Source organism: Halalkalibacter sp. HAAS-P014 (assembly GCF_056619965.1).
This window is the reverse complement of the sequence record NZ_JBWQTV010000037.1, coordinates 1-12,298: the sequence shown is the minus strand read 5'-3', so window position 1 is coordinate 12,298 and position 12,298 is coordinate 1. Positions and strand designations below refer to the sequence as shown.

The window sequence follows — 12,298 nt, the reverse complement described above, 5'->3', positions numbered from 1 at the left end:
GAAACAGTAGAAGTTGCCCTCCCGGTACTTGTAACAGCACAACAAGGACTAAATGAACCACGTTACCCTTCGTTACCAGGAATTATGAAAGCGAAGAAAAAGCCATTAGAAACATTGGACCTAGATGATTTAGATTTAGAGGAAGAGGATGTAGAAGCGAAAACGACAACGATGGATGTTTTCCTACCACCAGAAAAACAAGCAGGTAAAGTGTTAGAGGGAGAACCGGCTGCGCAAGTAAAAGAGCTTGTATCCTTACTTAAATCAGAAGCGAAAGTTATTTAATAGACTAAAAGGTAAATAGAATAATAGAGGCGAAATGTAATCCTTATTGTTCTAGTTAAATTAACGAATTATAGGAGGGCTTTACTATGGCGAAAAAAGTATTAGTTATCGGAGAAGTGAGAGATGGAGAGTTAAGAAATGTGTCATTTGAAGCGATTGCAGCAGCGAAAACAGTTGCAGACGGTGGTGAAGTAGTCGGAGTTCTGTTAGGTGATAATGTAAGTGGATTAGCAGAAACGATCATTCAGTATGGGGCCAACCGTGTTGTTACAGCTGAACACTCTGACCTGAAAAGCTACACGACAGATGCTTATCAGCAAGCGCTATTACAAGTATTTGATGTTGAGAATCCTGAAGGTGTCATTCTAGGACATACATCGATTGGAAAAGATGTATCACCACGCCTTGCAATGAAATTGAATGCTGGCCTTATTTCAGATGCAGTTTCTGTTGAGTTGGAAAATGGAGAAGCTGTCTTTACTCGCCCTATTTATTCAGGTAAAGCATTTGAAAAAAAGAAGGTAAATGAAGGAATTGTTTTTGCGACGATCCGACCAAACAATATTGCTGCACTAGAGCAAGACACTGCTCGTAGTGGTGAGGTTACTTCAGTTACAGTTGAACTAAAGGATCTCAGAACTGCAATTCGCGATGTTGTTCGTAAAGCAACAGGTGGTGTTGATCTATCAGAAGCCAATGTAATTGTTGCTGGTGGACGTGGGGTGAAAAGCCAAGAAGGGTTCGAACCATTACAAGAACTTGCTGACTTACTTGGTGGTGCTGTTGGTGCATCACGTGGTGCGTGTGATGCAGAGTATTGTGACTATGGGCTTCAAATTGGCCAAACAGGGAAAGTTGTTACACCGGACCTTTACTTTGCGATTGGAATCTCTGGTGCGATTCAACATTTAGCAGGAATGTCGAATTCTAAAGTCATAGTGGCAATTAACAAAGACCCAGAGGCGCCGATTTTTGAAGTTGCTGATTATGGTATAGTAGGGGACTTATTTGAAATTGTACCTATTCTAACGGAAGAATTAAAAGCGATTGCGATAACTAGCTAGTTTGAATACAACATAAAGGTTTCTTGATGATCACTGGTGAATTTTTAAAGATAGGTTGAATGAGGGAGGAAGTTGTCTAACAATAAAGTTAGATAACTTCCTTTTTTTTTATAAAGGTTTTGAAAAATGATAGAATACAATAAAAATATAAATTTTTTATAACCTTCTTGTTATTCCAACAAAATAATGGTAAAAGCACTTGTGATTCCTTCTTTATGTAGGTGTTTTTCCGATCATATACTATTTATAATAGAGCTATCTTACATATTGCTTGATGAAAAGTAGCTAGACTTTAGTGGCGTTAGCTATCGTTTAGCATTTTGAAGTGAAATCGTTTTCTTTTTTAGATTATTTTTTAGGAGGAGTACTCGTGGATTCGAACAAACATAAAAGTCCTAAAGAATTACCTTATTGGCCAATAGGGCCATTTAAATTCCGTCTACCATTTATGCATTACCGGTTAGAAAAACCCGAACTGATACAAGGGTTTGTATTATTTTCAATTGGTCTCAGCGTCATACCGATTTTGGAAAGTCAAGTGGGGATGTCTTACGATGCTGCCTTGGCTGTTGTGATATTAATGCAGATTACGATGCTAATACAAACGGCTCTTGGTTCGCCTTTTGTACCAGGTTTACTAACACCTATTATACCACTACTCATCTTATTTCTAGGTGACTTTGAACCAGGACCAGAAGCAATTCAGGCATTAGTGGCAGTTCAAATATTAGTCGCTGTTATCTTTTTAATTTTTGGAATAACCGGTCTCGGAAAGCTGATTGTCAACAAACTCTCTCAATCACTAAAGGCAGGTATTTTAATTGGTGCTGGGTTAGCTGCATTGATTGGTGAAGTTCAACCAGGTGGGAGAGTGGCAGAAACACCAATCTCTTTAATTATTGGAGGTGCTGTTTGTTTATTCGTTTTATTCTCACCAACGTTTAAAGTGATCTATCAAAAAAGTAGAATTGCTCGTTTTATTGCTAATTATGGCATTATGCCGGCAATTCTTGTTGCTATATTCGTAGGGTGGTTAACAAAAGAATACCCCTCTCCGACAATTGAATGGGGTATTACAGTCCCTAATTTTATGGAAATGTGGAATCATTCACCGTTTGTTGTTGGGTTTCCGAGTTTGGAAGTCTTGATGCTGGCAATTCCAATTTCAATAATGGGTTATATTATTGCCTATGGAGATATTATTGTAGGTACATCTCTTTTAGAAAGAGCGAAAAAATATAGGGAAGATGAAATAATTGATAGTGATATTACAAAACTTCATATAATTACGTTTATTAGAAACATTATCCATGGACTATTTGCGCCACATCCTGGTTTATCAGGACCAATATTTACAGCAGGTACAGCTTCTGTTGTAGAACGATACACTTATGGAAAAAAGGCGATGCAATCCATTTATTCAGGAACTAATACACTAGTTATTGCCTTGTTTGTTGCATGTTTTGTATTGCCACTTATTACATTTTTCCAACCATTCTTACCTATAGCGCTATCCATCACGTTAATTTTAACTGGTTATTTGTGTATAACACTTGGTATGGAACAAGTAACAACAAATATCGGTCGTGGAGTTGCTATGATTATGGCTGTTGTGTTGGCCGTTTATGGTGCAGCACATGCACTGATCGCCGGCCTAGTACTTTATTTTGTTCTTGAAAAAGCATGGGGGACGAAAGAAGAAGTAAAGGAAGAAAGAAAGGCAAGTTAGAGGTAACAATTGCTTGAAATAAAAACATTAAAAGCAACGTTATAAACTTAAAATGTTTATAACGTTGCTTTTTAATATTAATTAATGATTTTAATTGTGCTTATAGGTACAACAGGTAATTGAGATGAGTTGTTGTTATCAAATTCAATCATAATACGTTGACCTATGGAGAAGTGTTCTGTTTGTCCCTTTACTTCTATCCATAGCTTATTAACATTAAAAGGGGCATTTTCAGGTTTTTGAAGAATGAGTAAAGAGTTTTCCTCAATATCCATAATTCTTCCTTCAATTTTAGATAAATTGTTAGCTAGAGCTTGATTGTTTGATTTAATATGTACAACAAAGCTACAAGTTGTAATGATAGCTAACAAGCTTAATATCGTTAAAGCACTCTTATTCATTTGAATTCCCCCTAAAATTGATGTTTTTATAATGACTTATGCAATTTAGTCTCTTATACTCTCTGTATCTTATAATTTCCCTTGTTTCCTTGTAAATGAGTTCGACAAAAAAAGCTAAATACCAATTTTAGGATTTCTTTAAAGGAAATATGAATCAAGCGTTTCTTGGCTGTGTGAAGGTTTTAAATTAGTATCTTTCCTTTTAATTTTTAAATACTATATAGAAACGTAAGCTTTGAAACTATTAATAAATTTTTCGGAAAATTGTTGACAGTATTAACAGTAAATGATAACTTTTTAGTAACGATTTGTTTACATCATTAACACATTGTTAATATTGGGAGGGGTTGAGGTGAAGTAGCAATGACGATAAATAGTAACCTTGATAAAGCGAAGAGAAATCAATCTGTTGAAGTAGGATTTAAAATTTTAAGGATTATTGCAGAAGATGAAAATACGATGACACTACATGAACTCTCTAAATCTACTGGACTTCATAAGAGTCAGTTGTATCGTTATTTAAACTCATTTCAAAGTCTAGGTGTATTGATCCGGAATCATGGTGAAATACCAAGTTGGTGTCTAGGACCTGAGTTAATTTCATTAGGAAGTGCAGCTTCTGAGAGCTTTGACTTTTCAAAGCAAGCGACTCCTAAATTACTAGAATTACGTGATACGTTGAATGAAACTGTAGCTCTTAGTATTTGGAGGGAGAAAGGACCCTTTTTCTTACGATGGGAAAAAAGCAATAAGTTAGTTAATATAGGTCTCGATTCAGGTTCTTATGTTCCTATTTATACAGCTACAGGAAAGATTTTCCAGGCGTATTTACCAAAGGAGATAACATTACCTGTCTATACAAAGGAAGTCGAGAAGGGAACGATTAATCCAAGCGAGTTTGAGGAACAAGTAAGCTTAGTAAAGGAATCAGGAATTTCATTTACCGATAGTAGTTTGATCCCTGGAATATTAGCTATAAGTACGCCGGTATTTTATGGAACTGGTCAACTTGCAGGCGCTATTAGTATTATCGGTTTACAAAGTTACTTAGATACTTCATTAAACTCCAATCCGGTTATCGAATTGAAGAGAAAGGCAGCCGAAATATCAAACATACTAGGGTACAAGAATGAGTTCTCCTCAACTTTATAAACATATATGTTATTATGTTTAATGTTAAATTAAAATATTAATAAATATCTCTTCGGATAATTATTAAGTTATTTTGTTAAACCCAAAAAAGAAAACGCTTTAATTGTAAAAGTTTGTTTATGTTTAATTATATAAAGGGGGATTTTAAAAATGAAAACGCTTAAAATGCTGAAATTTAGTTTTGTGTTTGTACTTATTATGATGTTACTAGTTGCTTGTGGTGGTGGAGAAAGCACTGGAAGTTCAGAAAAAAGTGATGATACAGATAATCAAGGTTCTGAATCTCAAAATCAAGGTGAAGTTCCAGACTTCGTAACAATTGGTACAGCATCATCAGGTTCTTCATTGTTTTTATATGGAACAGGTCTTGCTGATTTATTAAAGGACAACCTTGGTTCAACCCAATTTGACGTTGAAGAAACAGGTGGATCTGTCGCTAATATCAACTTAGTGAATTCTGGTGATTTGGAAATTGGGTTAACGACCGTAACGGCAATAGAAAACGTCTTTAGCGAGAACGGTTCAATGGAAAATGTGAAATTAGGATGGAATATAGCACCTACTATAGTCCACTTTGTGACTAAAGAAAGCTCAGGTATTACAAATATTGAAGATGTAAAAGGAAAAAGAATTTCTGTAGGGCCTTCTGGTTCTGCTGCGAATGGTCTAGCATTAGATATTTTAGAAAACCACGGAGTAGCTGAAGGTGATGTTACTTTATCGTATATGGGTTGGGGCGAAGCAATGGAATCTTTAGGTGATGGTGCAGTAGATGTGGCACTAGTTCTTGGGACATTGCCTGCTCCAGTTATTGAAAGTCTAGGTGTAAGAGAAGCTATTTCGATTGTTAATTTAGATCCTGATAAATTAGGTGATTTACTGACAGAGTATGAGATTCCTGCTGAAACATATAGTGGACAATCATCTGATAGTGTAACTGCAGCTGATAATATGTATGTATTGCTAAACGGTAATTTGAGTGAGGATTTTGTTTACGAAATAACAAAAGAAGCTATGGAAAACACAGAGCGATTAGGAAATGTTCACCCGATGGGGGGAATTGCAGAAGCTCCTTCTGCTGAGGAGATTGAACTCATTGGGGGAGAGTTACACCCCGGTGTGAAGAAGTATTTAGATGAAATAGGAGAATAATTTTAACATCGTTTGAGGATGAGTCAAAGCTAACGTACTAGACCTTTACAGTCTAGTACGAGGCTCATTACAGCTCATTCTTATGATAAGAGAGGTGACTAACATGAAGGCTATTGCGAAAATCGAGAATGGATTTGCTACAGCGATTACGATAATGGTATCTGTACTAGTAATAGCATTTCAGGCAACAGGCTTCATGTCTGAAAGTAAACTACTGCCGATCATCCTTGCAATGGTGCTTGTCTATGCTTTTTTAACAGTTCCTATGAGTAAAACCAAATCTTTTACAAAAGTAATTGATTGGTTGCTGGCATTGGCTAGTATTGTAACTGGTTTGTATCTATCTATTAATTTTGCAGATATTGTTGCAAGAGCAGGTATGCCTACTTCACTAGATATATATATGGGGATTATAACAATTGTTATTTTGCTTGAAGCATTAAGAAGAACGGTTGGGCTTGGGCTTACAATTATTTGTATCTTCTTTCTTGTCTATGCTTTATGGGGAACATTTTTTCCGGATTTTTTAAGACATAGGGGATACAGTCTTGAAAGAATTAGTAGTCAGCTGTACCTTGGATCATCTGGTTTATACGGTCTGCCACTAGCTACGATGTTTCGCTATGTTATTATCTTTATCATTTTTGGAGCGATTTTACAAAAGACAGGTGTATCTGATTTTATGGTTCGCTTGTCACAAGCGATTGCTGGAAGACTACCTGGAGGTACAGGACATATTTCAGTATTGTCAAGTGGATTTATGGGTTCAGTATCAGGGAGTGCAGTAGCGAATGTAATGGTAGGTGGAAATGTGACGATTCCAGCCATGAAAAAATCAGGTTTCAGTAAAAGAATGTCTGGAGCCATTGAAGCAGTAGCTTCAAATGGAGGGCAAATACTACCTCCAGTAATGGGGGCGGCAGCTTTCTTAATGGCTGAAAATTTACAAATTCCTTATTTGTATGTCATTTTAGCTGCTATCATTCCAGGTATTCTTTACTTCTTAATGATTGGTTCAATGGTTCATTTTCACGCTGTGAAAAATGGAATACACGGTCTTCCGAAATCTGAAATCCCAACATTATTCAGCGTATTTAAATCAGGATGGATTTATCCAATACCGTTTGTTGTATTGATTGGGATGCTCGTTATCGGTTACTCGCCAAGCTATGCCGGGTTAGGTGCTACGATTGCTGCTGTTGTTTGTGGCTTTCTAAATCCGAAAAACCGTTTGACATTCAAAGGATTATTTGAAGCTGTTCAACAAGCTGGACGAGGGGTAGTAATGCTTTGTATTGCTTCAGCGGGTGCTGGTATCGTGATGGGAGTTTTAACTCTTACTGGATTGGGAACACGATTCTCTTGGATCTTAGTAGAACTTTCAAATAACAGCGTATTTCTCTTATTGTTGTTTGCAATGCTTGGTTCCTTAATTATGGGGATGGGTATGCCGACAACTGTTGTGTATATATTATTAGCAGCATTAATTGCACCAGCGCTAATTGAGATGGGGATTAATCCGATCGCTGCACACTTATTTATTCTTTATTTTGGTACGATATCCATGCTAACACCTCCAGTAGCACTAGCGTCATACGCTGCAGCTGCGATATCCGGCGATAATCCAGATAAAACAGGGTGGAAGGGTTTCACAATCGCTTTACCTGCATATATTATCCCGTTCTGCTTTGTATTTAACAATGGTTTATTAATGGAGGGGACAACTCTTGAGATCATTCAAGTTGTTGCTTTAACGGTGTTAGGAGTGATCATCTTTAGTTCGGCGATTATCGGCTTCTTTAGAACAAAGCTTGGACTAGGCGAAAGGGTATCTTTAATGGCAAGTGCCTTGTTGTTAATGAGTGGGCATTTATTATTAGCTCTTATTGCCTTGATCGTTATTTCGTTTATCTTCTATCGCCAAACAAAGAATGTAGTTCCATCAAATTCAATTAATTATGAAAAAACAGTTTGATAAAAGTATTCTATAGGGGTTATCTCACGAAGGTGCTATCTACACTGCTAGGTAATGGGCAGTGATGATGGATATCGGAGTTGAGTTAAACCCTATTTGTTTAGGTTGGAATAGATTGACAACCTTCCGTTATGGTGCTACCTTCAATGTATTAGGCGTTTCGTAAAAGAGGGTGAAAAGGTTTGGCAGAAAATGATAATGGAAAGAGTAAGTTAAACCAATCGGTTGTAGTAGGATTTAAAATATTGCGGATAATGGCAGAAAGAGGAGAGGAAATGACTCTTTCTGAACTTTCAAGAGCTACAGGCCTTCATAAAAGCCAAATTTATCGTTATCTCAATTCATTTCAGCATTTAGGGGTCTTAGTTCGTGATCATGGTGAAAACCCTCAATGGTCACTAGGGCCAGAGTTAGTTTCACTAGGAGCAGCAGCTTTAAATGGCTTTGATCTAGCGAAGCATGCGACACCAAAAATGTTAGAACTAAAAGACGAAATAAATGAAACGGTTGCTTTGAGTATTTGGAGAGAAAAGGGGCCTTTCTTTCTTCGGTGGGAAAAAAGCAACAGAGCAATCAATATTGGTTTAGATACAGGATCTTATGTCCCAATATATACGGCCACTGGCATCGTATTTCGGAGTTTTCTACCAAAAGAACAAACAGAACCTTTTTATCAAAAAGAAGTGGCTGATGGAAAGGTAGATGAAAAAAAGTTCGCTGTACAAGTAGACGAAATGTTTCAAACCGGCATATCGTTGACAGAAAGTAGCTTAATACCTGGAATTCTTGCGATGAGTTCGCCGATTTTTTATGGATCCGGTAGCTTAGCAGGAGCACTAAGTGTAATAGGGCTTGCAGGTAATATGAATGACGATATAACAAAGCCACCAGCTACTCAATTGAAACAAACAGCGATAGAAGTTTCTCGAATGCTTGGGTATAATGGCGAATATCCTCCGGTGAAAAAGATATAACCATACTAACTTATTTGAAATCAACAAGACTAGTGAAAAGGAGATACCTTTTCACTAGTCTTGTTTTGTAGTATCAAGCCGAGTTTGTTAAATGATTCGATACAGTTACGTAATAGTGCACAAAAAGAAGAGACGAAAATCATACAATTTCCGTCTAGATCTGCTCTTTTCCGTACTTATATCTTATTTTAAAAGCTCTTTTGGAGGTTCGCCAATACCTTGTTCACGAACGCTCGAAATCATTGCTGAACGGAGCATCCATTCTTTGGCTCTAACAGGATCGTTTGCTATTCTTGTATATTCTTGTTGTAATTCAAGACGATAGTTAGGGTCTTTTTCTTTCATAACATTTGTATTTTTCTCACTGATTTGTCGTACGTAGTTTAATGAAACGGTACGGCGAGCATTACTATAGGCTTCAAGTTCTGCTTCTACTCTATTTGGAGATTCATCTTCGAAAATACGTAAAAATCTTCTGCTTAAATCAACTGCATCGTGAATGCCACTGTTCAAACCTAACCCACCCATTGGACTATTAATATGAGCAGCATCACCTAATAACACAACACGCCCTTGGCTATATCTTTCTGCCACGCGTTGGTGAACCTTATAGATCATTCGTTCAACGATTGGGAAAACTGTATCCGTTTTCAAAGCTTTTTGTAATTGGCTTTGAAGGCTTTCATCCGCTAGGGCTTCTTCATCAGTCATATGTTCTGGTACCGGATACAATAAACGCCATGCTTCAGGAACTCGTAAAATAAAGAGGAATTCATCTGGATCTGAAACATAGTTTATGGACGCAATATCAGGTAAGAACTGATCAAATGGAATAGGTGTACCTACAAGTAAAAAGCGCTCTTCATACGTAAAGCCTTCAAATTTTAGATTAAGAGCTTTTCTCACTGTACTTCTAGCACCATCTGCACCTAAAAGGAATTTTGTGCGAATTTGTTGAGTTCCTTCTGGAGTTGTGTATGTTACATCTACTCCGTCTCCATCTTGAGTAAACTCTACTAATTCAGCTTCATAGACAATATTTACATTGGGTTGCTTTGCTAGTCTCTCATCAAGAACTTTAACATAAGTTGATTGAGGTAATTGTAAGCGAAATGGATACTTAGTTTCATCTTTTAATTGACTAAAATCAAACTCAGCATATAAACCTTCTATACGATCGCGAAATTGAACTTTATCGGCTTTTAAGCCTAGTTTTAAAAGTTCATCGGTCAATCCTGTTGATTCTAGTAATTCTAATGTTCCTGCATGGAAAGTAGAAGCTCTCCACTCTTTACTAAGGGTTGCATTCTTTTCTAAAACGGTTACATTTATGCCCGATTGACCGAGAATTTCAGCAACTGTCATACCTACTGGGCCTGCACCAACAATAACTACTTGATTCATAAAGCAACACTCCTAATCTAATTATTGTTATTAACAATATGTTAATGTTGTAAACAATTTGTTATAAGTAGAGGTTATCATTCTAACTTATTTTTGTCAATAATTTTTAGAATATTTGAGTGAAGAGGAGAATCTATTTCTTTCGTTCTTTGTAAACTTACTGTTTCTGTTGATCTCCAGTGCAGAAAATTAAAACATACGAAAAAGGGGATTACAGATTTCTGTAATCCCCTTTCTATCTCCTCTTAGGATAATAAGCAAATAATTTGATAGTGCTAGCTATACAAGTTCCTTCATTTCTGCTTCTAATCTACTTAACTTAACTTTTGTCTCTTCAATTTTCTTCTCATCGCCAACCTGTATGTACTCATGAAGTTCCATCAGGTGATAATCAATTTCTAAATATAGAGATTTATAGGATTTAGATGTCTTTTTATTTAATGTAATTCCTAGCATTTTTTCAAATACAGATATTACTTTTTGATCTGAAGAATCTAAGTGTTGAAAGACAAGATTTTCTCCTTTGGTAAACGTTGCTTTACTTAGTTGGTTTGATTGGCAATCCAGAATATTGAGAATACTGGAACTTTCAAGGTGCTTCCAGTTCACCTTGAAATGGTTATCAGGTAGCGCGCGGATGATATAGCGAAGTGTCGGTTTACTAACAATAACGTTCTTACCAGAAATTTTCTTCATTTGAATCACCTCATCTTTGTATTAAGTAGCTTCTTACTATAATTATAAACGTAAGTCCAACAAAATTAAAGCGCTTTCATTTTCTAAAAAACTTCATTAAAGTGCTTGTTAAGACAAATATACGCTTTAAATTACAAAATATTCCTATAGGTTTATTAACATCTTTATTCTGAGATCTGTAAGGTAACTGATTGACAGTAATAATTACTTCATGATATATTTATCTCAAATTAAAGATAATTCAATTAGAGATAAAGTGTGTTATCCCAATGGAATCATACTTAATGGAGGTATAAAATGAAAGGATTAAAAGGTATTCATCACGTAACGGCGATAACGAGCAGTGCAGAAAAAAACTATGAATTTTTCACATATGTATTAGGGATGCGTTTAGTAAAAAAAACAGTGAATCAGGACGACATTCAAACGTATCATCTATTTTTTGCAGATGACGAAGGAAATGCAGGGACTGATATGACTTTTTTTGACTTCCCTGGTATTCCAAAAGGGACACATGGAACAAATGAAATCGCAAAAACATCTTTCCGTGTTCCGAGTGATGAGGCGCTTGAATATTGGGGTGAACGATTTGATCGTTTGGACGTGAAACATACAGGAATTAAAGAACAATTTGGAAAAAAGACACTGTCATTTGTTGATTTTGATGACCAACAATATCAGTTGGTATCTGATGAATTAAATGAAGGAGTCCCTTCAGGTAATCCTTGGAAAAAAGGTCCGATCCCATTAGAATATGCAATTACAGGACTAGGGCCAATATTTATTCGAATTGCTCAATTTGATTATTTTAAAGAAATGATGGAAAAAGTGTTATTATTTGAAGAAATCGGAAAAGAGGGATCGTACCACTTGTTTGAAGTAGGTGAAGGGGGAAACGGTGCACAAGTTATTGTAGAACATAATGTACTACTTCCACCAGCGCAACAAGGGTTTGGGACTGTTCATCATGTGGCATTTCGTGTTGAAGATCGTGATGTTTTAAATGAATGGATTGAGCGTTTGCCTAAATTTGGATTTCAAACGTCTGGTTACGTCGATCGCTTTTATTTTGAATCTCTATATGCCAGAGTTGCTCCACAAATTTTATTTGAGTTTGCGACGGACGGTCCAGGTTTTATGGGGGATGAACCTTATGACACGCTTGGAGAAAAGTTATCGTTGCCGCCATTTTTAGAATCAAAACGTGAGCATATTGAAAAAGTTGTTCGACCAATTGATACGGTTAGAAGTACGAAGGAGTTTGTGAAAGAATAAGAGATAGTGAAAAACCTTCCAAATATTAATTGGAAGGTTTTTCAGGCTGTTGAGAAAGTTTTCTCAACAGCTTGTTTTTTTGCGCAGACTAATCCGATTATTCAGGTAATTATAGTATAATATAGATAAGAATAATCGTGAGGTGATCCATATGTTACGTCCTATCCGTGAAAAACAAATAGAATTAGAAA

11 protein-coding genes are annotated in these 12,298 nt (G+C 36.3%); 8 read left to right on the top strand and 3 right to left on the bottom strand.

All coding sequences use genetic code 11. The features are described 5' to 3' along the window. The 3 genes from AC1FXZ_RS21595 to AC1FXZ_RS21585 all read left to right on the top strand — a co-directional run. Positions 1-285: electron transfer flavoprotein subunit beta/FixA family protein (locus AC1FXZ_RS21595; RefSeq protein WP_480057537.1), on the top strand; the 285-nt coding region annotated here is incomplete at its 5' end. An 86-nt stretch (positions 286-371) separates the two neighbouring features. After that, entirely contained in the window at positions 372-1,349 is a 978-nt protein-coding gene (locus AC1FXZ_RS21590) for an electron transfer flavoprotein subunit alpha/FixB family protein (RefSeq protein WP_480057535.1), read from the top strand. Positions 1,350-1,719: 370 nt separating this feature from the next. Continuing rightward, on the top strand, positions 1,720-3,078 hold the full coding sequence (locus AC1FXZ_RS21585) for a xanthine/uracil/vitamin C permease (RefSeq protein ID WP_480057533.1): 1,359 nt from the start codon (positions 1,720-1,722) through the stop codon (positions 3,076-3,078). A 77-nt stretch (positions 3,079-3,155) separates the two neighbouring features. Here the strand turns inward: AC1FXZ_RS21585 and AC1FXZ_RS21580 are convergent, their stop codons facing one another. After that, the gene (locus AC1FXZ_RS21580; protein WP_480057531.1) at positions 3,156-3,479 is read right to left on the bottom strand and encodes a hypothetical protein; all 324 of its coding nucleotides are present in this window, start codon (positions 3,477-3,479) and stop codon (positions 3,156-3,158) included. A gap of 363 nt (positions 3,480-3,842) precedes the next feature. Between AC1FXZ_RS21580 and AC1FXZ_RS21575 the strand changes: the two genes are divergently transcribed. From AC1FXZ_RS21575 to AC1FXZ_RS21560, 4 genes are all read left to right on the top strand, one after another. Next, positions 3,843-4,631: an IclR family transcriptional regulator gene (locus AC1FXZ_RS21575; RefSeq protein WP_480057529.1), complete on the top strand. Its 789-nt coding sequence runs from the start codon at positions 3,843-3,845 to the stop codon at positions 4,629-4,631. A 150-nt stretch (positions 4,632-4,781) separates the two neighbouring features. Then, complete coding sequence (locus tag AC1FXZ_RS21570; protein ID WP_480057527.1) at positions 4,782-5,783, top strand: TAXI family TRAP transporter solute-binding subunit; 1,002 nt, start codon at positions 4,782-4,784, stop codon at positions 5,781-5,783. Positions 5,784-5,886: 103 nt separating this feature from the next. Then, positions 5,887-7,758: a TRAP transporter permease gene (locus AC1FXZ_RS21565; RefSeq protein WP_480057525.1), complete on the top strand. Its 1,872-nt coding sequence runs from the start codon at positions 5,887-5,889 to the stop codon at positions 7,756-7,758. Between the two features lie 182 nt (positions 7,759-7,940). Continuing rightward, positions 7,941-8,732, top strand: a complete 792-nt coding sequence (locus AC1FXZ_RS21560; RefSeq protein WP_480057523.1) for an IclR family transcriptional regulator — start codon at positions 7,941-7,943, stop codon at positions 8,730-8,732. A 183-nt stretch (positions 8,733-8,915) separates the two neighbouring features. Here the strand turns inward: AC1FXZ_RS21560 and AC1FXZ_RS21555 are convergent, their stop codons facing one another. Both AC1FXZ_RS21555 and AC1FXZ_RS21550 read right to left on the bottom strand, forming a co-directional pair. Beyond that, a complete protein-coding gene (locus tag AC1FXZ_RS21555) occupies positions 8,916-10,136 on the bottom strand; it encodes an FAD-dependent oxidoreductase (RefSeq protein WP_480057521.1) in 1,221 nt (406 codons plus the stop codon). A gap of 279 nt (positions 10,137-10,415) precedes the next feature. Continuing rightward, complete coding sequence (locus tag AC1FXZ_RS21550) at positions 10,416-10,832, bottom strand: hypothetical protein (RefSeq protein WP_480057519.1); 417 nt, start codon at positions 10,830-10,832, stop codon at positions 10,416-10,418. Between the two features lie 297 nt (positions 10,833-11,129). Here AC1FXZ_RS21550 and AC1FXZ_RS21545 point away from each other — a divergent pair, with 297 nt between their 5' ends. After that, positions 11,130-12,107, top strand: a complete 978-nt coding sequence (locus AC1FXZ_RS21545) for a ring-cleaving dioxygenase (RefSeq protein WP_480057517.1) — start codon at positions 11,130-11,132, stop codon at positions 12,105-12,107. The last annotated feature ends 191 nt before the right edge of the window (positions 12,108-12,298 follow it).

Coding starts and splice junctions, on each gene's coding strand:
- AC1FXZ_RS21590 (WP_480057535.1), top strand. CDS start 372: ATGGCGAAAAAAGTATTAGTTATCGGAGAAGTGAGAGATGGAGAGTTA.
- AC1FXZ_RS21555 (WP_480057521.1), bottom strand. CDS start 10,136: ATGAATCAAGTAGTTATTGTTGGTGCAGGCCCAGTAGGTATGACAGTT.
- AC1FXZ_RS21580 (WP_480057531.1), bottom strand. CDS start 3,479: ATGAATAAGAGTGCTTTAACGATATTAAGCTTGTTAGCTATCATTACA.
- AC1FXZ_RS21550 (WP_480057519.1), bottom strand. CDS start 10,832: ATGAAGAAAATTTCTGGTAAGAACGTTATTGTTAGTAAACCGACACTT.
- AC1FXZ_RS21565 (WP_480057525.1), top strand. CDS start 5,887: ATGAAGGCTATTGCGAAAATCGAGAATGGATTTGCTACAGCGATTACG.
- AC1FXZ_RS21545 (WP_480057517.1), top strand. CDS start 11,130: ATGAAAGGATTAAAAGGTATTCATCACGTAACGGCGATAACGAGCAGT.
- AC1FXZ_RS21575 (WP_480057529.1), top strand. CDS start 3,843: ATGACGATAAATAGTAACCTTGATAAAGCGAAGAGAAATCAATCTGTT.
- AC1FXZ_RS21570 (WP_480057527.1), top strand. CDS start 4,782: ATGAAAACGCTTAAAATGCTGAAATTTAGTTTTGTGTTTGTACTTATT.